General features: G+C 41.2%; 25 protein-coding genes. 15 read left to right on the top strand and 10 right to left on the bottom strand.

Annotated features, from left to right (window positions below):
- The first annotated feature begins 54 nt into the window (after positions 1-54).
- Positions 55-1,398, top strand: coding sequence for an amino acid permease (locus JOC54_RS10130; RefSeq protein WP_437183531.1), 1,344 nt, complete (start codon positions 55-57; stop codon positions 1,396-1,398).
- Here the strand turns inward: JOC54_RS10130 and JOC54_RS10125 are convergent.
- Both JOC54_RS10125 and JOC54_RS10120 read right to left on the bottom strand, forming a co-directional pair.
- A complete protein-coding gene (locus JOC54_RS10125; protein ID WP_204466101.1) occupies positions 1,386-1,934 on the bottom strand; it encodes an RNA 2'-phosphotransferase in 549 nt (182 codons plus the stop codon). The genes JOC54_RS10130 and JOC54_RS10125 overlap by 13 nt on opposite strands.
- 19 nt (positions 1,935-1,953) lie before the next feature.
- A complete protein-coding gene (locus JOC54_RS10120) occupies positions 1,954-2,469 on the bottom strand; it encodes a GrpB family protein (RefSeq protein WP_204466099.1) in 516 nt (171 codons plus the stop codon).
- A 105-nt stretch (positions 2,470-2,574) separates the two neighbouring features.
- Here JOC54_RS10120 and JOC54_RS10115 point away from each other — a divergent pair, with 105 nt between their 5' ends.
- The 5 genes from JOC54_RS10115 (at position 2,575) to JOC54_RS10095 (ending at position 7,415) form a co-directional block, all read left to right on the top strand.
- Entirely contained in the window at positions 2,575-3,360 is a 786-nt protein-coding gene (locus JOC54_RS10115; protein ID WP_035421690.1) for a glucose 1-dehydrogenase, read from the top strand.
- A 166-nt stretch (positions 3,361-3,526) separates the two neighbouring features.
- Positions 3,527-4,963 carry an N-acetylmuramoyl-L-alanine amidase gene (locus JOC54_RS23505; RefSeq protein ID WP_204466097.1) on the top strand — a complete coding sequence of 479 codons (1,437 nt, stop codon included), beginning with the start codon at positions 3,527-3,529 and terminating at the stop codon, positions 4,961-4,963.
- Between the two features lie 323 nt (positions 4,964-5,286).
- Positions 5,287-5,814, top strand: a complete 528-nt coding sequence (locus JOC54_RS10105; protein WP_204466266.1) for a DNA topology modulation protein — start codon at positions 5,287-5,289, stop codon at positions 5,812-5,814.
- Positions 5,807-6,619, top strand: coding sequence for a pentapeptide repeat-containing protein (locus JOC54_RS10100; RefSeq protein WP_204466095.1), 813 nt, complete (start codon positions 5,807-5,809; stop codon positions 6,617-6,619). Before JOC54_RS10105 ends, JOC54_RS10100 begins: the two co-directional genes overlap by 8 nt.
- Positions 6,620-6,632: 13 nt before the next feature.
- The gene (locus tag JOC54_RS10095; protein WP_204466093.1) at positions 6,633-7,415 is read left to right on the top strand and encodes a nucleotidyltransferase domain-containing protein; all 783 of its coding nucleotides are present in this window, start codon (positions 6,633-6,635) and stop codon (positions 7,413-7,415) included.
- A 42-nt stretch (positions 7,416-7,457) separates the two neighbouring features.
- On the opposite strand, the gene JOC54_RS10090 is transcribed toward JOC54_RS10095, so the two are convergent.
- Complete coding sequence (locus JOC54_RS10090; RefSeq protein ID WP_035418254.1) at positions 7,458-7,658, bottom strand: cold-shock protein; 201 nt, start codon at positions 7,656-7,658, stop codon at positions 7,458-7,460.
- A gap of 273 nt (positions 7,659-7,931) precedes the next feature.
- On the opposite strand from JOC54_RS10090, the gene JOC54_RS10085 reads away from it, so the two are divergent.
- Positions 7,932-8,306, top strand: coding sequence for a hypothetical protein (locus tag JOC54_RS10085; protein WP_035418253.1), 375 nt, complete (start codon positions 7,932-7,934; stop codon positions 8,304-8,306).
- A 139-nt stretch (positions 8,307-8,445) separates the two neighbouring features.
- Positions 8,446-9,057, top strand: a complete 612-nt coding sequence (locus tag JOC54_RS10080; RefSeq protein ID WP_035440412.1) for a hypothetical protein — start codon at positions 8,446-8,448, stop codon at positions 9,055-9,057.
- A 99-nt stretch (positions 9,058-9,156) separates the two neighbouring features.
- Here JOC54_RS10080 and JOC54_RS10075 read toward each other — a convergent pair whose 3' ends face one another.
- The 3 genes from JOC54_RS10075 to JOC54_RS10065 all read right to left on the bottom strand — a co-directional run bounded on the left by JOC54_RS10075 (position 9,157) and on the right by JOC54_RS10065 (position 11,828).
- Positions 9,157-9,492: a VOC family protein gene (locus JOC54_RS10075; RefSeq protein WP_035418251.1), complete on the bottom strand. Its 336-nt coding sequence runs from the start codon at positions 9,490-9,492 to the stop codon at positions 9,157-9,159.
- A gap of 163 nt (positions 9,493-9,655) precedes the next feature.
- Entirely contained in the window at positions 9,656-11,152 is a 1,497-nt protein-coding gene (locus JOC54_RS10070) for a glycosyltransferase family 2 protein (protein WP_239586662.1), read from the bottom strand.
- Positions 11,153-11,414: 262 nt separating this feature from the next.
- Positions 11,415-11,828, bottom strand: coding sequence for a YhjD family protein (locus tag JOC54_RS10065; protein WP_148297853.1), 414 nt, complete (start codon positions 11,826-11,828; stop codon positions 11,415-11,417).
- Positions 11,829-11,977: 149 nt separating this feature from the next.
- Here JOC54_RS10065 and JOC54_RS10060 point away from each other — a divergent pair, with 149 nt between their 5' ends.
- Positions 11,978-12,877 carry an acetamidase/formamidase family protein gene (locus JOC54_RS10060; protein WP_204466091.1) on the top strand — a complete coding sequence of 300 codons (900 nt, stop codon included), beginning with the start codon at positions 11,978-11,980 and terminating at the stop codon, positions 12,875-12,877.
- A gap of 34 nt (positions 12,878-12,911) precedes the next feature.
- Here JOC54_RS10060 and JOC54_RS10055 read toward each other — a convergent pair whose 3' ends face one another.
- The 3 genes from JOC54_RS10055 to JOC54_RS10045 are packed head-to-tail and all read right to left on the bottom strand — an operon-like array spanning position 12,912 to position 14,709.
- Positions 12,912-13,553, bottom strand: coding sequence for an ABC-2 transporter permease (locus tag JOC54_RS10055; RefSeq protein WP_204466089.1), 642 nt, complete (start codon positions 13,551-13,553; stop codon positions 12,912-12,914).
- On the bottom strand, positions 13,550-14,404 hold the full coding sequence (locus JOC54_RS10050) for an ATP-binding cassette domain-containing protein (protein ID WP_204466087.1): 855 nt from the start codon (positions 14,402-14,404) through the stop codon (positions 13,550-13,552). Before JOC54_RS10050 ends, JOC54_RS10055 begins: the two co-directional genes overlap by 4 nt.
- Positions 14,405-14,424: 20 nt before the next feature.
- Positions 14,425-14,709, bottom strand: coding sequence for a YfzA family protein (locus JOC54_RS10045; RefSeq protein WP_204466085.1), 285 nt, complete (start codon positions 14,707-14,709; stop codon positions 14,425-14,427).
- Between the two features lie 374 nt (positions 14,710-15,083).
- Between JOC54_RS10045 and JOC54_RS10040 the strand changes: the two genes are divergently transcribed.
- From JOC54_RS10040 to JOC54_RS10015, 6 genes are all read left to right on the top strand, one after another.
- Positions 15,084-16,103, top strand: coding sequence for an extracellular solute-binding protein (locus JOC54_RS10040; RefSeq protein ID WP_035440410.1), 1,020 nt, complete (start codon positions 15,084-15,086; stop codon positions 16,101-16,103).
- A gap of 68 nt (positions 16,104-16,171) precedes the next feature.
- On the top strand, positions 16,172-17,266 hold the full coding sequence (locus tag JOC54_RS10035; RefSeq protein WP_204466083.1) for an ABC transporter ATP-binding protein: 1,095 nt from the start codon (positions 16,172-16,174) through the stop codon (positions 17,264-17,266).
- A 2-nt stretch (positions 17,267-17,268) separates the two neighbouring features.
- Positions 17,269-18,924 (top strand): ABC transporter permease, encoded by a 1,656-nt coding sequence (locus tag JOC54_RS10030; protein ID WP_204466080.1) that lies wholly within the window; start codon positions 17,269-17,271, stop codon positions 18,922-18,924.
- A 67-nt stretch (positions 18,925-18,991) separates the two neighbouring features.
- Positions 18,992-20,656, top strand: a complete 1,665-nt coding sequence (locus JOC54_RS10025; RefSeq protein ID WP_204466078.1) for a sensor histidine kinase — start codon at positions 18,992-18,994, stop codon at positions 20,654-20,656.
- Positions 20,657-20,661: 5 nt separating this feature from the next.
- Positions 20,662-21,426, top strand: a complete 765-nt coding sequence (locus JOC54_RS10020) for a response regulator transcription factor (protein ID WP_035418239.1) — start codon at positions 20,662-20,664, stop codon at positions 21,424-21,426.
- A 68-nt stretch (positions 21,427-21,494) separates the two neighbouring features.
- A complete protein-coding gene (locus JOC54_RS10015) occupies positions 21,495-21,743 on the top strand; it encodes a hypothetical protein (RefSeq protein ID WP_035418238.1) in 249 nt (82 codons plus the stop codon).
- A 43-nt stretch (positions 21,744-21,786) separates the two neighbouring features.
- Here JOC54_RS10015 and JOC54_RS10010 read toward each other — a convergent pair whose 3' ends face one another.
- Positions 21,787-22,431: an SGNH/GDSL hydrolase family protein gene (locus JOC54_RS10010; RefSeq protein WP_204466076.1), complete on the bottom strand. Its 645-nt coding sequence runs from the start codon at positions 22,429-22,431 to the stop codon at positions 21,787-21,789.
- Positions 22,432-22,480 lie beyond the last annotated feature (49 nt).

Genomic DNA, 22,480 nt, shown 5'->3' with positions numbered 1-22,480 from the left:
TGTGGATAGAAAGGTTCATGCACACAAACCCTAGCAACAAAGAGGGGGATGTGTATGAAAAAAGAAACAGCGAAAGCGAAGGGATTAGCGTGGTGGCAGCTGTCCTTGTTAGGAATAGGCTGCACGATTGGAACAGGTTATTTTCTCGGTTCAAGCATTGGCATTAAGCTTGCCGGACCATCTGTGCTACTGGCGTTTCTTTTAGCTGCAGTAGGTACATATATCGTATTTTTAGCGCTTGCGCAAATGACGGTAAACGACCCTCAAGAAGGCTCGTTTAGTTACTATGCAGAAAAAGCGTTCGGGGTAAAGGCCGGTTTTGCTTCGGGCTGGAATTATTGGATGACAAATCTATTCATTATTGGCAGTCAGTTAACGGCCCTTTCCCTCTTATCTCAATTCTGGTTTGAAGATGTGCCGCTTTGGTTATTTGCTTGTGTCTATTCAATTCTGGCGATTTTCGTTGTATTGATGGGAACAAGTGGTTTTGATCGTGTTGAAAACGTATTATCACTTATTAAAGTAGCTGCGATTTTAATGTTTATTGTGTTGGGCTTGTTAGCTGTATTTCATCTGTTGGAAGGAGCAGGGCAGGAACCGAGCTTGCCACAAACAGGTACGGCGTTTTTTCCGAATGGGTTAACCGGCTTATGGGGGTCACTTATTTATGCGTTCTATGCCTTTGGTGGGATAGAGGTCATTGGCTTAATGGCCATTCAGTTAAAGAATAAAGCCGATGCACCTAAGGCAGGAACAATCATGCTTGTTGGAATAACAATATTGTACATGGTTTCACTTGGGCTTGCTGTCAGCATGACGTCGTACCAATCGTTTAATGAACAAGAAAGTCCATTTGTTACAGCCTTAACTAGTTATTCACTTGCTTTCTTTCCTCACGTATTTAACGGGGCAATTATTGTAGCAGGCTTTTCTGCAATGACCGCATCTTTATTCGGGGTCACGACGCTGTTAGTCAGTTTGGCAAAAAATAAGCATGCGCCAGCATTTTTTCAAAAACGAATAAACTATCATCAGCTGCCGCTTGCTTCACTTACTTTAGCGATCTGCGGTTTAATTGCTGTAATCGTAGCTGCGTTGCTCCTACCTGACCAATTATTTGAATACATTACAACGGCGGCTGGAATTTTAATTTTAGTAAACTGGATTGGAATGATTATCTCGAATGAAAAATTGCTGAAGCATTCTATTCTACGCCATGTAGTAAACGGTTTTGGGATCGTGTTGATGCTTGCTGCGATCGCTGGAATTGCCCTTGAAGCGACAGGACGGCCAGGGTTGTATCTAAGTGGTTCCTTCTTAATCTGCTTAATTCTATTGACTAAACTGGTAAAGAAAACGACGTATAAGCGAAAAGAGTGGAATGGTTATAAAAAATGATCGCTGCAGCTAAGCCAATCGGGTTTGATTATCGCGCAAAGCCAAATCCCATCCTTAATGTTAAAAAATGACGCTTTCTCAAATAGCGCTCGCTCTGTATTTATTGTCAGCACAACCTTCTCCTCTTGAGGTCCTTTCGCAAATGATCGAGCCACTTCAGCTTGTTCAGCAAGATAGACGTACGCCCGGCCCATTGGAAGAATGCCATTTTCTACTAAATGTGGCCTCGTGGACAAGCTTGTTCCGTGGTATAAACAAGCTGGCGGATGAGAGGGCTCGTAGTTTATTTTGATAAATGAATGGCCATAACGAGCACGAATAAAACGACTGTTTATCTCATAGCGGCGATTGTGGCGGAAATGATGAATAATATCTGCTGCAGTTAAGGTCAACCGTTCAGTTGGGCTTGAATTTTTCAAGAGAACAACTAAGTGTTCGAGTTTACAAAAACCTGCTGAATCAACGCGAATCGGATAGGTTGGTGCTGTATGTCTTAAAATACGACACATGTCTTGTTCCAGTAATTGAACGTCCACGCCCTTCCCCTCCCTGTGTTTATTTGGAGTGATCTTTTGCCCAAATAAGAGCTCGTCTTTCGAGCGCCTGCACATAAGGCTTTTTGGCTTTGCTGTATTCTTTTGTTTGGGGATAAAGCGCTACCAAACCTACCTTCAGTTGGTTATAAGCATCAACTTCTTTTGGATGAGCCCTTAAAAAATCCCTAACAAGTAGATGTCTGTCAACTTCAGGATGGTCCGATTGATACACGTGGATGTGGTGGCTCCGTTTGTCCCAGCCTTTGCGAAAGAGACGTCGTCCGGGAATGCCCCATTCACCTGCAATATCATATCCATGGAATTTCATCGTGTCATTCAAAAGATCAATTCGATTGATGTCTTGCACAAGAACAATCATATCAACAACGGGCTTTGCTTTTGAACCAGGAACAGCTGTGCTGCCAAAATGCTCAATTCTTATTAGTTCGTCGCCGAATAAGCTTTGCAACCGCTTCGCCTCTTCAGTAAACGAATGCGCCCAGAGATCGGTGTAATCCGTTAATCTGACATCCATCTGTTCCCCTTCTTTCCTTAAATCTATCCTTAGTATAACGTAAAGCGTGATAAAAGCTTCAGAATAGGGTATAGCTAAATTATTCTAAGGAAAAGAGGCCTCATCATGAAAAAACGTTTTGAAGAGAAAGTGATCCTACTAACAGGTGGAGGATCTGGATTAGGACATGCCGCCGCAATGCAATTAGCAAAAGAAGGAGCTACGCTTTCCTTAGTTGATCTAAATGAAGAATCGCTGGAGAAAGTAGCGAACGAAATAAAAAAAGAGGTACCGGATGTAAAGATCCTCACATTAACAGCAGATGTTTCCGATGAAGAGGCTGTGAAATCATTTGTGCAGGAAACAAAACAGCAGTTTGGTAAGATTGATGGTTTCTTTAACAATGCTGGGATTGAAGGAAAGCAAAATGAAACGCAGAACTATGGTATTGATGAGTTTCGTAAAGTAGTCGATATTAACTTGAATGGCGTCTTCTTTGGCATGAAATATGTGCTAGAGGTTATGAAAGAACAGGGCTCAGGCTCGATTGTTAATACTGCCTCAGTTGGCGGGATTCGTGGAGTTGGAAATCAATCAGGATATGCAGCCAGTAAACATGGAGTCGTTGGCTTGACCAAAAACTCAGGGATTGAATATGGGCAGTATGGCATCAGCATCAATGCGATTGCGCCAGGAGCAATTTTAACGGCAATGGTTGAAGGGTCTCTTAAACAAATGGGTGGAGACGATTGGGAAGCGACAGGAGAAGAGTTTGTCAAAGCAAATCCAATGAAGCGTTTCGGAAAGCCAGAAGAAGTGGGGCATCTGGTGGCGTTTCTGTTATCTGATGAATCAAACTTTATTAATGCAGCAGTCATTCCAATCGATGGCGGACAGTCAAACAAATATTAAGCGTAAATGAAATAAAAAAAGCATCTAAGAAGCGCGAGTAATCAGCTCCTTCTTAGATGCTTTTGTTGTCTTTCTAGTTCATCTGCACAGATTTGTTAATAATCAGCGTTTGCCGATCTCTTTTATTAGGGACTTGAATAAACTAGGAATATGGGAGGAGGATAAAATGAATATTATTCAAGACTTAATACCAGTATCTAACGGTAATCGCCCTCGTCATGCACTCACGCCAACCTTCATCACCATTCATGAAACGGCGAATACCAGTCTTGGAGCGAATGCAGAAATGCACGCGCGCTATGTAAAGAACCCAACAACTGCTGCAAGCTGGCATTTTACAGTCGATAGTGGAACGACGATTTATCAACATTTGCCACTTAATGAAAATGGTTGGCATGCAGGTGATGGTCGAAACGGCACGGGAAACCGTCAGTCTATCGGAATTGAAATATGTGTAAACCGCGATGGTGATTTTGAAAAGGCAAAACAGAATGCAGCGATCTTGGTTCGGCAACTAATGGATCAATTCAGCATTTCAATTGAGAACGTTGTAGCGCACCAGCGCTGGAGTGGGAAACGCTGTCCGGCAAACATCATTAATACCGGTGGAATTGAAGCATTTCGACGCCTAATACCTGCTAATGAAGCAGAAGCACCTGTTGAATTACCGAATGAACCAGCACCGACTCCGCTACCACCTGTAACTGAGGGCAGCATCGTCAGCTGGATGAACGGGCAAGGACTTGATTCGTCGTATGCGAACCGGGCGAGGCTGGCTGCGCAGTACGGAATTGCTGACTATCGAGGAACGGCTGAACAGAATACTCGCTTATTGCAGTTGTTGCAAAGTGGACAGCTGCCAGTTGAAGAGTCACCAAATTCACCGGCTCCGACACCAACCCCACCTGCGAGTGGAGGAAGTATTGTCAGCTGGATGAATGCGCAAGGACTCGATTCATCGTATGCGAACCGTGCTCGTTTAGCAGCGCAGTATGGCATCACAAACTATACCGGAACAGCGGCGCAGAATACGCGCTTGCTTGAATTATTACAGAGGGGACCAGCGCCAACCCCAACCCCACCTGCGAGTGGAGGAAGTATTGTCAGCTGGATGAATGCGCAAGGACTTGATTCATCGTATGCGAACCGTGCCCGTTTAGCAGCCCAATATGGCATCACAAACTATACCGGAACAGCGGCGCAGAATACTCGATTACTTGAACTGCTACAAAGAGGACAAGCGCCTAATCCGCCGCGTGGAAACCAGAATACAACGAGCATCGTGACGTATTTGAACAGCATAGGTGTTGATTCAAGCTATACAAATCGCGCTCGGCTTGCTAGTCAAAATGGCATACGCAACTATAGCGGGACATCAGCGCAAAATACGCAACTATTAAACCTGCTGCGGAGCGGTGGGTCAACCGTACCGGGAACAAGACCACCGGCGAGACAAGGAGAAGGCATTGTTTCCTATCTAAATCGTGTGGGAATTGATTCTTCCTACGCCAATCGGGAACGTCTAGCTAAACAGTACGGCATTGCGAATTACCGCGGTACGGCAGCGCAGAACAGTGAGCTGCTCAATCGTATTTCTGGATAAAGAGTTAACCGGAGTTACTCATTACTTAATGAGTAGCTTTTTTCTTATGAAAATAGTTGATAGAAGAGACGCTTATACAGGTAATTTTGCATGAATGGAATATGTTGGAGGAGGAACGATCGTGGTTGGGGTCTATTCGAAAGGGTATCAAGAACAAGTGAGTGATGTTTTTGTGCTCGATGTCGAAAAGTAAATGAAGAGCCTCTATGCAGAGATTTTTTATATTTTTGAAAAAGAGTGATCAATCTATTATCCAATGATAAAGTAGAATTAGGTCATTAGAGTAGGTTCTTTTTAGGAGGCTAAAGAAGATGTCTCAAAGTATGAATCGAGTTGTTTTAATTGGCTCTGGCGGTTCAGGTAAATCGACATTGGCTCGTCAGATTGGCGAGAAACGAAAGCTTCAAGTTTGGCATTTGGATCAGCTGTTCTGGAATCCAGGCTGGGTACCAACGAATAAGGAAGAACAACGCCTGACTCAACAATCGCTTATGGCAGAAGAGCGATGGATAATGGACGGCAATTACAATGGAACGATGGATCTCCGCTTAGAACAAGCCGACACCATTATTTTTATCGATTTGCCAAGAGTGGTTTGTCTATACCGAGTGTTAAAAAGAAACTGGCAGTACCGTAATAGAACGAGACCTGATATGGCGGAAGGTTGCGAAGAAAGACTTGATCTAGGTTTTCTAAAATGGGTCTGGTCTTACCCGACAAAGCATAGACCCGTTATTCTGAATCGTCTAAGAAACTACGCTCATGAAAAAACAATTATTGTTTTAAAGAGTCGCAAAGACGTGAGGCTTTTTTTGGCTTCATTAGTGAAAGAGGAGGAGCTATATGAATAGAGAGTTAGCATCTAATTGCAGTCAATGTGTGGGTCTATGCTGTGTTGCCTTGCCCTACGCGAAGTCCGCAGATTTCCCCGTGGATAAAGATGCTGGTACGCCTTGTCACCACTTGAAAACTAATTTCGCCTGTGCGATCCATAACTCACTACGCGAAAACGGATTTAAAGGGTGTGTATCCTATGAGTGTTTTGGTGCAGGCCAGTACGTGACGCAAGTTCTGTTTGAAGGAAAGAATTGGAGAGACAGCAGCCTGGCAATTAAACAAGAGATGTTTGCTACCTTTCCGATTGTGCAACAACTTCATGAGATGCTGGCCTATTTAAACGAAGCACTAAAGTTAACGGAAACAGAAGCGATTCATTTGCAGCTTCAACAAGCTGTTCAAGAACTAACAACGCTTACGCAACAAACGCCGCAGGACATCCGTCAGATTGATTTAGCACAACAGCGGATTAAGATAAAGCCGTTGTTTATTCAATCTAGCAGTCTCTATCGTCGCTCGTATCGTTCTCAAAAGAAAACAAAAAAGCGGTCGGATTATTTAGGGGCGAATTTGAAAGGGCGGAATTTACAAGGCAGGGACTTTCGCAGCGCTTTGCTCATAGCCGCTGATTTACGTGAGGCTGACCTGCGCGGAGCTGATTTAATTGGAGCTGATTTAAGGGACGCACAACTTAATGATGCAGATTTATCCGAAGCCTTGTTTTTAACCCAACCGCAAATAAATGCAGCAATAGGGAATGAGCGCACGCGCTTGCCAGATCATTTAGTTGCCCCTGCTCATTGGAAAACGAGATGTTAGGAGGAAAAAGCGTATGAGCATACAGGAAGAGGCAGTTGAGATCATTTCTGCTCATTTAAAAAAAGATGAGCGTGTTCAGGCCATTTTTTTAAAAGGATCAATGGGGCGTGATGAACATGATGCATACTCTGACGTTGATTTGTACGTTCTTGTTGATGAACTACAGCTCGATTCATTTCTAAATGACCGCCTTACATTTTTAGAAACGTATCGCTCAATTTTATTTTACGAAGATTACTTTATTATTGCTCCTCAAATCATCGCTGTATTTGATAACTTATTACATATCGATTTATTTACTGTAACGGAACAGACATTTACAGAAAAAGATTTTTTTAAGGTTGTTTATGATCCAAATAATAAATTACAGCGGTTTGAAGCTAGTCAAAGCCTGAACTTAACAGAAAGTGAGTTTAGCGACCATGCGTACGATACGGCGTGGTTCTTATTTAAATACAACAAAGCGCAGCAGCGAGGGAATGACGTTTGGGCGGTTGATTTGCTGAGACATGTCTATGATCATTTCGCAAAAGTATTGATGCAGCGCTATCAGCCTGATCGGGCACAGCTTGGTTTAAAGGTCGTTCAAACGAAACTACCAGCTGCCGTTATGACCTTAGTCAAAAAAAGTATGATGAATGCGACGCCTACGAATCATCGCGTAGCAGCGATCGAAGTGGTAAAATTGCTCGAAGGTGAAATGGACTGGATTGAAGCTGAATTAGGGGAAAGAGCGCAAGCAGCTGCTTTTTTAGAAAGAATGATAAAGGAAATACGAGGAATAGAAGAGAAATAAAAAAAACAGACTTTCCTTGGAAAGTCTGTTTTTAAAAAGCTATTAACCTTTAGTTACGTTAGCAGCTTGTGGTCCACGAGCGCCGTCTTCGATATCGAAAGAAACTGTTTGACCTTCTTCTAACGTTTTGAAGCCTTCGCCTTGGATCGCTGAGAAGTGAACGAATACATCGTCGTTACCTTCGCGCTCGATGAAACCGAATCCTTTTTCTGCGTTAAACCATTTTACTGTACCTGTTTCCATGATTGTTGCCTCCTAGTGCGTAATCGCACAATGTATTACTATCCTTGCTCAAAGCGAAACTCAAGACGAAGATACTCATACTATCCTTTGCACCGAACAAAAATAAGCAATCCTAATCATAACAGATAAAGTTTAAATTGGCAAGGGGTCGGTGGTTTTTTATTTGTTTTAATGTTTCTTCATTGGAAGTGCGTGGATTTTGACTGATTTGTGTTCTTCTGCATCGTCCTTAAGAAGGTAGTGGGTACAGAAAAGTAGGGAGGAAATAATTGGATGAAAAAATGGTGTGTCGTACTTCTAATCGTTTATTTAGCTGGTTGTACTGAAGCTGCACCTGCAACTGATCTGCACGATGCAGAAACCGATTACCAACCGTTTGTCGTAATTGAACGTAAAACGTACCAAGGGCTCTATACAAATAACGGGACGCTGGAGATTGAAGAAAAAATAGGGGAAGTTACAAACAAAACGAGAATCAATCAAACGCCTAAAACAGAATTAGAGTCGAATGTACTTGAGGAAGGCACCGCCATCTATTCTGTGAAAACGTATGACCACTACTTTATCGCAGAGCTGGGTGGAGAGGAAGTAATTTTTGTTGCGCCAGGTGATTTCGAGGAGCTCGGTATATTAATGAAGTCTGAGTAACAGAGGTAAGAGTAAAGGAAGACTATTACAATTCCTTTACGAATGCTCAAAGAACGTGGAAATTGTCCGTATTGCTTTTCAGTCTGTAAACGGCTGTGGTACCATCTGAACTATGTTTAATGATGGAGGTACGTGAACGATGAAAAAGCAGTTAATGATGAGCGGATTAGTGATTGGTGTCTTTCTTGGAGCATGTAGCAATGATGAGGGTGCCTCGGAAAATCAAGGAGACGAGCCAAACGAAACAGCAGAAGAAGTTGTTGAAACGGAGCCTCTTGAAGTAATTGAAGTTGTGGAAAAAGAAGAAGGGACGTTTGAAGCGTTGAAGCGAGTGGATGAAATTGAGACGCAGGAAGTCGGTTCAATGGTTGTTAATGTGGAACAAGTGGAGCTAGGTGCAGCTCAGTTAGATGGGTTAATCTCAGCGTTCACCGGTGAAGAGAACATTCACTATGTGCAGCTACAGTTAACTGTAGAAAATCAGTCTGATGATGATGTTCATTTCTCATTTGGGCACACAAGCTTGAAGACAAACACAGGAGAAGAAGTAGAGGTGCCAAATGTAGTCCTTAGTGACGAAACAGATCACTCGTTTGCCGCAAATGAGTCGAAGCAAACGACACTGCTTTACCCGGTTGAGTCGGTGGAAGGGCTAAATGAAATTGAATTGAGCATCGAGGGACCAAGTGAAACGGCTCAATCCGACGCGTTAACAGATGATCTGCAGTTTACCATTCGTGTAGATGGCTAGAAAGGCTTTACTAAAATAAATGCGGAAGGATGATTGGAAATCCTTCCGCGTTTTTTTGGATTAGAGCGGTTTTTGGAATTGCTTTTACCTCAGTTCTTTTTAGCTAATTTGTTCAATAATTTCAATGATGTTGCCATCTGGATCTCTCATTTTAAAATAAAGACCACCTTGTTTATTAATCGAGAGTTTCCCAATATCACTTAACTCTTTTATACTGACGACTTCTGGGAGATGATCTTTTAAATTGTTGACGTAAAAACCGCAGTACATAATCGGAATTTCCTTTTTTTCGATTAAAAATAAATCAACTTCGCCATTTTGGAGCGAGACCGACGTTTGATTTGATTGAATGAGCTGGAAGCCTAATCGATTGGTATAAAACTGGACACTTGATTTTAAATTAGAAACAGGAAGACTCGGGATAGCGCCAATCATAGAAATGTACCCCATTGTGCAATAAAGCATTCATTCTTCATCATATGACCTCACTAGTAATAATCTATTTTCCCAACATCAGTGCAATAAAAAAGGTTGACAACTAGTATGTACAGAGTATATCGGCTGAAAACAGATTTTTTTAACAATTAAAACAGGAAATTTATGCTTTGTAATTCCGGCGTAAAGTCCATAGCTGATGGATCATAATACATGTGGCTAGAATGGTTAAATAAGTGAGCAGAATCCAGCCAATTTCTAAAAAAGGTGAGACGGTCATTTTTACAGAAGTACTTGTGAAAAAAGAACGGTTATAGATTGCAAATCCTACTGCTGCAGCAATGAGCAAAGTGATCAAAATGACTCCCTCAACTAATCTGCTTTTTGTTTTGCCTTGTTCGGCACTGTATTGATTTTGCCACCCGTCTTTTCGATTCTGCGAAAGTTTATCGAGCCAGACTTGTAAGAATGTGATGAGGTTAGCCCATAAATAAATCTCGGAACTAATTAAAGTAGAAGACATCACCACGTCAATGGGCCTTCGCATCGGTGTTTTTAAAGCAAGAACAAGGTTTAAGATAACGGCAACGGCAATCGGGATAATCCAAAGCCAGTTCCATGAAAATTGGTCTGTTACTAAAGCGATTGTAAGAAGGGTGATAAGCATGATGCGGATGGTTAGGTCAAGTAATTTTCTACATTCTGATCGCCAAAGTTTCAGTCGATGAGGTGTACGCAAACCGAGCTCTTGATTTGTCATTAAGTCTAAAGTGCCAGATGCCCACTTAATCCGCTGCTGTCGAAACGTGTGATAAGATCTCATGGCATCTACATAGCAGCGAGCTGTTGGGCTTATTAACGTTTTCCATTTTGCTTTTTGAAGCTGCCATGTTAACAACATATCCTCAACGTCACTATCATCTTGCCAAGGGCCATCTAAGTTGTTTCGCTGGACAATATCGTGCAGAGCAGCCGGACGAAAGAGTGTTCCTTGCCCACCTAATACGTAGGTGCTACCGCCTTTGTACTGCAATGCCAAGAGCCAACTCGTCATGTCTTGCTTTTGTTGATGCGTCCACCAGCGTGTTATTTGACTGCCATAGTTTCCACTTTCCAATTTCACTTCGTAGTGGGGATCGTCAGGGGAAAGCTCGCTCATTTTTCTCGGCATTCGCATTGTGTACTTTGCCATGACGCCACCAATGTTACGCGCACTCATCAACCCATCCCATAAATGCTTTAGCGCACCTGGAGCAAGCCTGCTATCCGCATCCATTCCTAAGATTGCTTTTACCGATTTGTTATAAATCTCTTGGTAGGGGCTCAATTCTTGATCGTAAATGTCTAGTAAATCACCATACAAACTTTTCCATGCAGCGTTTAATGCACCTACTTTTCGTTGTTTGTTGTTCTCTGTTTTAATGACCATTACATTTAAATGCAATTCTTGGCCAGAGCACATGGCAACTTCTGCGGTGCGATCATGACAATTGTCAGCAATTACGATGATATCTAGTTCGATGCTTGGTGGCAGATCTTGGTCTGCTAATCCTTCTAAACAATCTCTAATTGATTTTTCCTCATTATGCGCTGGAATGAACGCAACAATCCTTGGCCTCATAAAAGCGTTTCTTACAACAGGAATGAGTGCTTCCTTCATTACTTGAATGCCTCCAATAGGTTGCTAGGTATAAAGACCTTGTATTTTCAATAGCAACCGACTTTATCCTTTTCACAATAGGTCTATTATAAGGCTCGTGATTTCAAAAATGCAACAGTAATTAGGATTAAAAGTTCAATACAAAAGATACGATTATTTTACATTAATTAGGTATTTATCTTTTTATACGACAAAAAAGGATCTAATTTAACAGTTAATCGATGCAAATCATTTCGGTTTTTGCCGATAATTGTCGGACGAATCATCGCTTTAACGGAAAAACGTACATACACATCCTTGCTTTTACTTCTTTATTTAAAGTTTCTTTGCGAAAATGAACTCGTTTTTCTGTTTGTTCCAGCCTCATCGTATGTGAAATGGTTTGTTGCGTTCGTTGTGTGGCTCGCTCATTAATGGTTAGGTGAAGCTGTTCCATATATTGTTTAATATCGTTCAAATCAATCGTAAGGCGCTTTAGTCCGTCGCGAATGGCCACTGCGTATACATGTGGAAATTTAACGAGAGAATCAGCATAAGATTCAAAGATGTTGAGCTCTTTTCTCAATAACCGATCTGTATAATACGTATAGATGTAAATTCGTGATGTATTCAGTGCTTCTTGAAGTCGTTCCTCTGCCTCATGATCGTGCATAGAAAAGGGATGTGTGTGCCTCATTTGAATACCTCCATGATGTTATTCCGTATTATATGCGAATATATGTTCTCTAATCAACTGATAGAATAACTAAAGAATTGTTTTTTATTGCATTCTTTTGAATAGTGTTGTTTGATTAATGAAACAACTTGAAGAAGAGGTGTAAGCAAATGTTCGTAAGTAAAGAAATGCATCTGTACCAGTTCTCACAACAGGCAGCTGCAACAGTTAAGGTGGAGAGTGGAAGAACGGTGAAAGTGGAGACGCTCGATGCGTTTTCAAATCAATTAAAAGACGAACATTCAACCTTTAATGAAATAAATATGGCGCGCGTCAATCCAGCGACGGGACCGATTTACATTGAAAGCGCAGAACCTGGAGACACGCTGAAAGTAGACATTCATAAGATTGAATTAGAAGAAGAGGGCGTTATGGCTGTGGCCCCAGGTTTAGGTGTGCTTGGTCAGCAAGTTGAGACGTTCTCATACAAGCGAATGAAAGTGGATGAACATGGCGTTCATTTTTCAAAGAACATCATTCTACCATTAAGGAAGATGATTGGCGTGATAGGAGTAGCACCTAGCGGCGAGCCTATCTCATGTGGGACGCCGGGAGATCATGGCGGAAACATGGACAACACGCATATGACAGAAGGGGCAACGGCTTATTTTCCAGTTGCTGTTAAAGGAGCGCTGTTTGCCTTAGGTGATGTACACGCAACAATGGGGGACGGAGAAGTATGTGTAACCGGTGTTGAAATTGATGCGACGGTATCAGTTACGCTTACAGTACTGAAGAAGAAATCGACTATGCCGTGGTTAGAAAACGAACAGGAGATTGAAGTGATTTCATCAGCATTAACAATTGAAGAAGCTACGGAGCGAGCGGTAAAAGAATGGGCAAATATCCTAACAGAACGGACTCCCCTAACGTTTAATGAAGCAACAATGCTTCTAAGTGCGAGTGGAGATTTAAGCATTTGCCAAGTTGTTAACCCACTGAAGACGGTCAGGTTAGCTATGAGTAAAGCACTGTTGAAACAAACGGGCTTAATCGAATTTCCAGGGTAATTAAAAAAAGGTGCGGAATCTCCGCACCTTTTTTTTAATACTCTTTTTGATTAAAAATATTGCTTGAAATCAAGCATGAAAGTAAAAAGAGAATGCAGGAAATGATCAGAAAGAAAAGCGAGAAGATCAAATCAACAGAATCGCTTGAGCTCGATGTAAATAAAGAAAATACGATTGAGCTTGCGAAGAAGAGTCCAACCGAACTAATACTGCTAATGATGACGATTGAGTCAGATTTTTCAATTCCCAGTTTGAACGTTAAGGGATAAACAAGCGCAGCTATGATTAAAACGATGCCCATTCCTCTGAAGAAAAAGAGATAAAAAGTAAGGATCGTGTCAAAGTCAATCAAAAGCTGAGCAAGGAGAAATAAGCCTAGAGAAATAATGGCAGCACTTCCAATTAGAATCAGGCAAAGAAGGTAGTGGCTTTGAACATAAGTAGCCCGCTTAATAGGAAGCGTGATGACGAATTTATGCCAACCTGATAGCGCATCATGTTTTAATACTTCGAATGCAGGTTGAATAAGAAAGAGGAAAGGAACGAAGCCTGCTCCTCTTAATGCAAGTGAGTGACCTGAGAGATAAAGCGCTACAACAATAACAATCGCTAGTAAACCATAGTTTCTGATCGTTTTTTCTGTAATAAATACATGGTTCAGTAGAAGCCCCTTCATACAACCACTCCTCTCATTAAAATGAGTGATACATCGTCAATCGAAAATGGTTGTTTGGTGAAGGTAGCAGGAAGACCATCAGTTGTTGATACAAGCACGTCAATTAAATCGTCTCTTTCAAAATAAGCAACGATGTTTGCCTTGTTTAGCTGCTCAAAATCATTTCTCGTGCAGGAAAAAATGCCATGTTTCTGTAGCAGCGTTTCTTTCATCACGTTCAAGACAATTTCACCATCTTTAATAAAGATGAGTTTGTCTGCTATCTTTTCAATATCGCTCGTAATATGCGATGACATTAAAATCCCGCGCTTTTTTTCTTTAACAATTGCCACGCATACCTCGAGTATTTCAGCTCGACCAGCTGGATCAAGGCCTGCTGTTGCTTCGTCTAAGATAAACAGCTTTGCATCATGGGACAAGGCAACTGCCAAGGACAATTTCATTGACATTCCTCTAGAGAACCCTTTTATTTTTTCTTTGGCTGGTAGGGAAAATAACTTGAGGTAATGCCGATACATTTCTTGATCCCAGCTTTTATAAAGGAGTCGCATCACTTTCCCTAGTTGGATTGTGTTTAAGTTGTTTGAAAAGGTCATGTTATCAAACACGACACCAATCTCTTCTTTTAGTGCGGGTTGTTGTAAAAATTCTTCTCCGAAAACATGAATGGTACCAGAGTCTTTTTTTAATGTGCCAATGATTGTCCCCATTGTTGTTGTTTTTCCCGCCCCGTTTGAGCCAATAAAGCCGACAATTGATCCATTGGGAATCGTAAAGGATACCTCGTTTAGTTTAAAGGACGAACCCTCATATTGTTTACAGACGTTTTGAAGTTCTAAAATAGCTGTCATCATTAACTCCTTTCCGTTTACTAACGATTAGTTTTCCTTAATAGCGTTGATAATGCTGTGCATAAACAGACAACAACGATGATTGCTGTTGAGAAATTTAACATTGGCGTCTGATAAATGGTGATCCATTCTGTGAAAAGCCTTGATTCAATAAGGCGTCCTCCAACTGAACCAGGACTATACCCAGGGTTCAGTAGCCATGTATCTTCAAACAAATAAAAGATGAGCTGAGAGAGAATAAGGATTCCTAAAGGAATGAATACGCCTCGCCACTTTGAATGAGTGTTCTGTTTAGCTGCAGCCATGCTAACCGCCTCCTATACATGTTGTTAATCAAACGATAGCTGGTTTTAACCTGTCTTTCATCATAAAGAGGGTAGAAGGAGCTAAATTCACTGTGAGTGGTGCTCAATTCTACATATAAATGAGGCTAGTTGGTACAGAGGCGTCATTAAATAACGACAGAAAACGTGGAATTATTTCCAGGGGAATAATTCCACGTAGAAATTTATCGAACTGACGCTCTAGAGGAATTTCCTCCTAAAGCCAGTCCTTTTTTTATAAATAGAGCAAACATCGCGTTTTTCTTATACGATTTCGGATACATTTTAATAATTTTAGGATTACGTAAAAGCAGAATTGGCTTTACGATAAAGCTATAGAACAAGGAGGGGTTATTATGAAAGCGCTTAAATATATGGGGGTTTTACTTGGAACAGCGATTGTGGCAACAGGGTGCGGCAGTGAATCTGGCTCAGACGACACGTTAGTTGTCTATACAACCCGAAGTGAAAATTTAAACGATGCCGTTATTCCTAAGTTTGAGGAAGAAACAGGTATTAAAGTTCAAACCATTTCAGCAGGAACTGGGGAAGTGGTTACACGGGTAGAATCAGAGCGAAATAATCCACAAGGTGACATTTTGTGGGCAGCTGATATTACCATGCTTCATGATAAAACAGATTTGTTTGAAGAGTATGTCTCGCCGGAAGATGAATTTATGATGGAGGGCTTCAAAAATACTACAGGATTTATTACGCCAGCGTTTTCTGATCCGACTGTTTTTATTGTTAATACGGATTTGATTGGGGATGTTCAAGTCGAAAGCTTTCAAGATTTGTTGAATCCAGAATTAAAAGGGCGGATTGCGTTTGGTGATCCAGTCAACTCAAGTTCGGCCTTTCAATCGCTTGTAGCTATGCTGTATGCGGCAGGTGATGGCGATCCGTTAGCTGATGAGGCGTGGGAATTCGTAGAAGCCTTCATGGAAAATCTTGATGGCAAAGTACAAGGTAGCTCCGGTCAAGTACACCGCGGTGTCGCTGATGGTGAGTACGCGGTTGGTCTGACATGGGAAGACCCTGTTATCCATTACATCGTAAGTGGCGCAGCTGTTGATGTGGTATTCCCAGAAGAAGGAGTTGTCTATCCTGGGCAATCTATTCAAATCATCAAGGGGACGGATAATCTAGAGAACGCCCAGAAGTTCATTGATTATGTGCTTTCAGAAGAAGTTCAAAGTCGAACCGGGATGGAATTAACTGTGCGACCGCTACGTGAAGGGGTTGAAGTTGCAGATTATATGACGCCACAATCAGAAATTAAGCTGTTTGAAGAGTATGACGAGGACTACATTATTGAAAATACGGATGAAATCACATCACGTTATGTAGACGTGCTTGAGCGTTCGATGGACTAATAAACAGAGGCATGCAGAGTCTATCCAGTACACTGCATGCTTCTTTATTCAGCTAAGGGGGAGAAAACATGAGCGTTGCAATTAATATTGATAAAGTAGTAAAGAAATATGAGGATCATACGGTCATTGATGGGCTATCATTACACATTAAACCAGGTGAATTGTTTACGCTGCTCGGACCTTCTGGTTGTGGGAAAACTACTTTGCTGCGGATGATTATTGGCTTTAATTCAATTGAAGGTGGAGCAATTAAGCTCGATGAGCAAACAATAAACGACATCCCGACGAACAAACGAAAAATGGGGATGGTGTTTCAAAACTACGCAATTTTTCCTCATATGACGGTCGCGGATAACATTGCTTTTGGATTGAAAGTGAATAAAGATGACAAAAAAGAAATGAAGAAGAAAATTGATCACATTATGAAAGTCGTTCGAATTGAAGATCACCATTCCAAGAAGCCAGACAAATTATCAGGTGGACAACAGCAGCGTGTAGCGCTAGCGAGAGCGCTAGTCATTAATCCAAAAGTATTGTTAATGGATGAGCCCTTATCCAACTTAGATGCCAAGCTTCGAGTGGAGATGCGAAACGCAATTAAAGACATTCAACAAGAAGTGGGCATTACAACGGTCTATGTAACGCATGATCAAGAAGAGGCACTTGCGATTTCCGATCGAATTGCGGTCATGAATAAAGGGGTGATTCAGCAAATCGGGAAGCCGGAAAACATTTATTTACGTCCAAACAACGTATTCGTATCTCAGTTCATTGGAACGTCTAATGTGGTGAAGGCTGTTGTCGAGAAGACAACTGATGGCGATTACATCATCTTTAACGATCACTATCGTGAAAAGATGACGAATTTACGTGATGACGTTCGCGATGGGCAAGAGGTGCTTGTCTCAATCCGACCGCAGGAATTTTACGTTACGCCTGATAAACAGGCAATTGCAGGTGTTGTTAATAACACGATGTTTCTTGGAATTAACACGCATTACTTTGTGACGTTGGAATCCGGTGAAAAAGTTGAAGTCGTCCAAAACATTGAGGATCATTCGATCATTCCAGAAGGAACGAAGGTTCTCGTTAAGGTAAAACCAAAGCTGATTAATGTGTTTGATGCCCAGAGCGAAACGACGCTGATCAAGGCAGGTGAGTAATCATGTTGCGCAAAGGCCTCACTGGTTGGAATATCATTACGCTTGTCATTATGCTGTTCTTCGCTCTCTTTATTATTTTTCCCGTCATTTTAGTCTTAAATAAAAGTGTTTACGATGCTGAGGCAGGGCGACTGACATTTGAACATTTTGCTCATTTTTTTGATCGGAAATTTTATTGGGTAACGCTCTGGAACAGTGTGAAGGTCACAGTCGTTAGTACTCTTCTTGCTGTTATTATAGGGTTGCCGCTTGCCTACATGCTCCGACGTGTCAAGATTTTCGGAAGCAAAGCTGTACAAATTATCATTATTGTCTCTTATATATCACCACCATTTATTGGTGCGTATGCTTGGATTCAGTTACTAGGACGTAGCGGTGTTATTACGAAGTTTATTAACGACACTTTTAACATGAGTTTTGATGGAATCTACGGTTTTGCGGGGATTGTGCTTGTTCTCACACTACAGTCATTTCCACTAATATTTATCTATATTTCAGGTGCACTAAAAAACGTCGATAATTCCTTAATTGAAGCAGCGGAAAGTCTTGGCTATTCTGGAATTCAACGCGTCATGAAAATCGTTGTTCCGTTAATAACACCAACGATTCTAGCAAGTTCTTTATTGGTATTTATGCGCGTTATTGCAGATTTTGGAACGCCAATGTTAATCGGTGAGGGGTACCGAACAATCCCTGTTTTAATATATACTCAGTTTATGAGTGAAGTAGGCGGAGATGCAGGATTTGCAGCTGCGATTGCGGCAATCTTTATTATAGTCACGATTGCGTTGTTCTTAGTCCAGCGAATCATTGCGCGTCAATACTCCTATTCGATGTCCGCGCTTCGACCAATGGAAACAAAGAGAAGCACAGGGGTCAAAAACGTCATAAGCCATGGTATTGTATACGTTGTCACGTTTATCTCAATCTTGCCTCAGCTTGTTGTCGTGTACACGTCGTTTTTAGAAACAGTTGGTGGGCAAGTGTATACTGGACGATTTTCACTACAAAACTACGAAACGATCTTGTTTAATCGTGATCTATCGATGATTTTGAATACGTATAAATTCGGTTTAATTGCAATCGCTGTCATCGTTGTGATCGGGATTTTAATTGCTTACCTAACCGTGCGAAAACGCAATGCGATTACTTCCATGCTTGATACGATTTCAATGCTGCCGTTTGTCATTCCTGGGTCGGTTCTCGGAATTGCGCTCGTGTTTGCGTTTAGCGATGCACCGTTTTACTTAACCGGATCTGCGCTTATTCTCATTCTTGCTTTTGTAATTCGGAGGATGCCGTATACGATTCGTTCGAGTACGGCGATTGTGAGTCAAATTAGCCCGAGTATGGAAGAGGCGGCCATTAGCCTTGGAGCATCCGAAAGACGAACGTTCTTTAAGGTTGTTGTTCCAATGATGATGCCGGGAGTATTGGCTGGAGCGATTATGAGCTGGATTACGATTCTTGGTGAATTAAGTGCCTCGATTATCTTGTATTCTAGCAATACGCAAACATTAGCGGTATCCATCTACACTGAAGTTATCCGTGGTAATTTTGGGAATGCCTCGGCATACTCTGCGATACTTACAATTACGTCAATTTTGTCATTGTTGCTCTTCTTTAAATTAACAGGTAAGAAAGAAATGAACCTATAACAAGGAGGACTGCCTTACATTAGAAAGGCAGTCTTCTTCAATGAGTAACAGGATTGGAGCGATAAAGATGAAGCATAGAAAAATGAAAGAAGATATTAAGCAGACATTTCTTTCTTATGCTGCTGTCATTCTACTTGCGATTCTCTTGTTTTATTTCCTATCGCTCTACCTTGTATTTTATTTATCGATTGTTCAACCAAATAAACAGTTTAATGAAGAGCTAACCGAGTCACTAACTGCGCAATTTCAATCGTACCGCGATGGGACGGAACAACTGGCTAGTCATGATACAGTTGTACAGTACTTGCTAGAAGATGGTCCTGCTAATGAGGCATACCGTATTCTTTATGATTTTCGCAATAAGCAAGCGATTCACTCTCAGTTTGTTCTACTAAACAATGAGGAGGAAATGGTAGCGACAAGCTTTTATCAGCCAGTAATGGAAGCATTTGAAAGCGAAATGAGAATTACGGATTACATAAAAAAAAGCGAAGGTGGTTTGTATGAACAACGTGTAACCAAGCAATTCACGTATGCAGACCAAGGTTTATCTTATCTGTTTGCCGCGGCAGTTGTTGCAGATGGAGAAAGGCTTGGCACGCTACTCTTTATGCTTGATCACGAGCTTCCGGCTAAAAACAACTTAATATATATGGTCACTGATCGATTTGATAACCTTATTTTTCAAAGCCAGTCCCATGTATTCGGAATTGATTCTCTTGGCAAATTGATGATTAATACAGAAAAGAGCTGGCTTCATAATGATGGAGACTACTATTACCAAGTACAGTCAACAATTGATGAGCAAGGTATACAAGTGATTACATTGGCATTTAGTAATTCTTATGCGATTTTGTTCATTTATGGGATTGTCACGATGATTGTTGCAAGCATGATCGTGATGTTAATTATCTATCTCGTTACGCCGAAAATCATTCAAAAATCACTTGAACCTTTTAACAGTCTTGTAACTTTAATTACAACCAAAAATCACAACAGTCATTTCCGAAATAAGAAGATGTACGATGAAGTGTGGTCGATTTATGAAGAATATCAAAGCAAAATTACCGAAATTCACGCGTTAGTTGATCAAAATCAAGCGATTCTTGAAAAAAAGCGTTTAAGCGAAATTAGTCATCTCGAAGCAAAGTTTAATCCACATTTTTTATACAATGTCCTTGAAATGATTAAATATGAAACGCTTGCTGATCCCAAAAGCGCTGCGGATATGATTGTAAAGACAGCAAAGTTGATGCGCTATAATGCTAATTTCGGCAGAACGACGGTACTGTTTGAAGACGATTTAGCTTATGTACAGGATTATTTTTCGCTACAAAAAATGAGGTACGGCAAGCGTCTTCAGTATCAATTAGAGATTGAACCAAAATTAGTAAAAGCGCGAGTGCCGAAGCTGTTGCTGCAACCACTTATTGAAAACGCAATCAAGCATGGTGTTGATCAAATGCCTGAGTTGTTTATTTTAGTAAAAGCAAGCTTAATTGATGAAGTGATTCAAGTTGAGGTCAGCGATAATGGAATGGGCATTGAGGAAGAAAAACTGAAAGAAATAGAGCTGATTATGAGCTGTGTGATGGCTGAGGCTTCACATACAGGCTTAAAAAATACGCATCAAATGCTCCAACTTCTTTATGGTAACGCGTATGGAGTTGAGCTTAAATCGGAGTATAAAAAAGGGACGACGGTGCGACTGACAATTCCATATGAGGGGTGAGACATATGTTAAAAGTTGTGCTCGTAGAAGATGAACCGATTCTCTTAAAGGGACTACAGTATCGAATGGATTGGTTAGCAAATGGCTGTACCGTGGTTGGTCTTGCTGAGAACGGTGCAGATGGCCTTAAAACAATTGAAGAAACGAAACCTGATATTGTGATAACAGATATTCGAATGCCCTACAAGGACGGCCTTACCATGCTACAAGAAGCAAAGAAACGTTACACATTTGAAGCTGTCATTCTTTCTGGCTTTGGAGAGTTTAATTACGCAAAGCAAGCAATTACTATAGGTGTTCATGACTATTTGCTGAAGCCGGTTGATTTATCTGATTTAGAACTGACGGTAAAGAAGCTTGTCGAAAAGTTGGCGACAAAACAAAAGGAGGATCAACTGAATCAACAAGTGAAAGCTTATTCCGATTTATTAAACGTGCAAGTGGAATACCCTTCTTCCTATGTCGGCAAAACGATGGAGTATATCCAACAATCCTATTGTGAGAAAATAACTTTGAAAGACGCAAGTGAAGTACTTGGATTATCATCGGTTAGTTTAAACATGAAATTAAAAGAAAAAACGGGATATAGCTTTAGCGAACTACTAACACGCTACCGGATCACGAAAGCCCTTGATTATTTACAAGATGAAAAAATGCTTGTCTATGAAGTGGCGGAGAAAACAGGATTTAGCGACTATAAATATTTCAGTCACGTCTTTAAAAAGTATACAGGGATGTCTCCCAAACAGTTTCTAAAACAATCGTTGTAACGTGATGGTGTTTTGATTTACGGCAACGGGGAATGACATAGATTAAGTTAATGCCGAGGAGGAATTCGATGGATACGATTGACCATGAATTAAAAAAACAGATGTATGATCTGATTGCCAATGATAAAATGCGCGCTCAGGAAGATGTAGTAGAACAAGCGGTAGCGATGGGACATAACGAAGATGCCGTTCGCTTAATCCTTGCAGAATGCTTTGAAACAGGTGCGCTAGTAGCTTGTCCGGTGGAATTACTCCCTGGTAAAGTAAAAGATTTTGAACCGAATGAAGAGAAATTAGAGCGCTTGCTTGCTAAATGAACCCGTCCTCAATTGGAAGGGTTCATTTTTTTATCATGGTTCATTAGCTCCATTGAAAGCCGACCTTCGTAAGAAATGCTTTTGTAAGAACCATATGACCTCTAGCATTTGGGTGAACGCGGTCTTGAGCAATCGCACTAGGATGCAAACAGGACAGTAACGGTTCAAAAGCTTTTTGGGTGTCAATAAACAAAGCGTTTGTTTCGCTAGCGATGTCTTGCATAATCTTACCGTACTCATCCATTCGCTGGCGCATGCGGTCCTGATTATTCGGCTCAATGTAAAAGGGTGTCATTAATACCAGCTTTGCTCCGCTGACTTCATTGATTAAACGGTAAATCGTTTCTTCGTACTCTTCGCTATGGATGTGGCTTTCCGTTTGGTATGGCTTACTAAACTGGCGCCAAACGTCGTTAATGCCAATCATGAGCACGAGCCAATCAGGGCTTTGCTCGACCACATCAGCATGCCAGCGCGCTTCTAAATCTCGCACCGTATTTCCGCTAATCCCTTTATTTACTACGCGAATCGAACGATCAGGGTAGACACTTTGCAGCAGGGCATCGACATAAGAAACATAGCCACTACCGAGGGAATCACCAGTTCCTTCACCAAGAGGTCGGTCCCTCCCACAATCGGTAATGGAATCTCCGACAAATAATAGCTTTTCACCTTGTTTAATCTCCAAAAAAGTCCCTCCAAGTATTAAGAAATAACATCTATCCTTAATAGTTTAA

Source organism: Shouchella xiaoxiensis (assembly GCF_016907895.1).
Taxonomy (GTDB): domain Bacteria; phylum Bacillota; class Bacilli; order Bacillales; family Bacillaceae_D; genus Shouchella; species Shouchella xiaoxiensis.
This window is presented reverse-complemented; position numbering and strand designations above follow the sequence as displayed.

Excerpts from the sequence above, each read along its gene's own strand:
- JOC54_RS10035 (WP_204466083.1), top strand. The coding sequence starts at position 16,172 with ATGAGCGTTGCAATTAATATTGATAAAGTAGTAAAGAAATATGAGGAT.
- JOC54_RS10020 (WP_035418239.1), top strand. The coding sequence starts at position 20,662 with ATGTTAAAAGTTGTGCTCGTAGAAGATGAACCGATTCTCTTAAAGGGA.
- JOC54_RS10130 (WP_437183531.1), top strand. The coding sequence starts at position 55 with ATGAAAAAAGAAACAGCGAAAGCGAAGGGATTAGCGTGGTGGCAGCTG.
- JOC54_RS10100 (WP_204466095.1), top strand. The coding sequence starts at position 5,807 with ATGAATAGAGAGTTAGCATCTAATTGCAGTCAATGTGTGGGTCTATGC.
- JOC54_RS10055 (WP_204466089.1), bottom strand. The coding sequence starts at position 13,553 with ATGAAGGGGCTTCTACTGAACCATGTATTTATTACAGAAAAAACGATC.
- JOC54_RS10095 (WP_204466093.1), top strand. The coding sequence starts at position 6,633 with ATGAGCATACAGGAAGAGGCAGTTGAGATCATTTCTGCTCATTTAAAA.
- JOC54_RS10075 (WP_035418251.1), bottom strand. The coding sequence starts at position 9,492 with ATGATTGGCGCTATCCCGAGTCTTCCTGTTTCTAATTTAAAATCAAGT.
- JOC54_RS10060 (WP_204466091.1), top strand. The coding sequence starts at position 11,978 with ATGTTCGTAAGTAAAGAAATGCATCTGTACCAGTTCTCACAACAGGCA.
- JOC54_RS10080 (WP_035440412.1), top strand. The coding sequence starts at position 8,446 with ATGAAAAAGCAGTTAATGATGAGCGGATTAGTGATTGGTGTCTTTCTT.
- JOC54_RS23505 (WP_204466097.1), top strand. The coding sequence starts at position 3,527 with ATGAATATTATTCAAGACTTAATACCAGTATCTAACGGTAATCGCCCT.
- JOC54_RS10050 (WP_204466087.1), bottom strand. The coding sequence starts at position 14,404 with ATGACAGCTATTTTAGAACTTCAAAACGTCTGTAAACAATATGAGGGT.
- JOC54_RS10030 (WP_204466080.1), top strand. The coding sequence starts at position 17,269 with ATGTTGCGCAAAGGCCTCACTGGTTGGAATATCATTACGCTTGTCATT.
- JOC54_RS10090 (WP_035418254.1), bottom strand. The coding sequence starts at position 7,658 with ATGGAAACAGGTACAGTAAAATGGTTTAACGCAGAAAAAGGATTCGGT.
- JOC54_RS10085 (WP_035418253.1), top strand. The coding sequence starts at position 7,932 with ATGAAAAAATGGTGTGTCGTACTTCTAATCGTTTATTTAGCTGGTTGT.
- JOC54_RS10040 (WP_035440410.1), top strand. The coding sequence starts at position 15,084 with ATGAAAGCGCTTAAATATATGGGGGTTTTACTTGGAACAGCGATTGTG.
- JOC54_RS10105 (WP_204466266.1), top strand. The coding sequence starts at position 5,287 with ATGAATCGAGTTGTTTTAATTGGCTCTGGCGGTTCAGGTAAATCGACA.
- JOC54_RS10120 (WP_204466099.1), bottom strand. The coding sequence starts at position 2,469 with ATGGATGTCAGATTAACGGATTACACCGATCTCTGGGCGCATTCGTTT.
- JOC54_RS10015 (WP_035418238.1), top strand. The coding sequence starts at position 21,495 with ATGGATACGATTGACCATGAATTAAAAAAACAGATGTATGATCTGATT.
- JOC54_RS10065 (WP_148297853.1), bottom strand. The coding sequence starts at position 11,828 with ATGAGGCACACACATCCCTTTTCTATGCACGATCATGAGGCAGAGGAA.
- JOC54_RS10045 (WP_204466085.1), bottom strand. The coding sequence starts at position 14,709 with ATGGCTGCAGCTAAACAGAACACTCATTCAAAGTGGCGAGGCGTATTC.
- JOC54_RS10025 (WP_204466078.1), top strand. The coding sequence starts at position 18,992 with ATGAAGCATAGAAAAATGAAAGAAGATATTAAGCAGACATTTCTTTCT.
- JOC54_RS10115 (WP_035421690.1), top strand. The coding sequence starts at position 2,575 with ATGAAAAAACGTTTTGAAGAGAAAGTGATCCTACTAACAGGTGGAGGA.
- JOC54_RS10070 (WP_239586662.1), bottom strand. The coding sequence starts at position 11,152 with ATGAAGGAAGCACTCATTCCTGTTGTAAGAAACGCTTTTATGAGGCCA.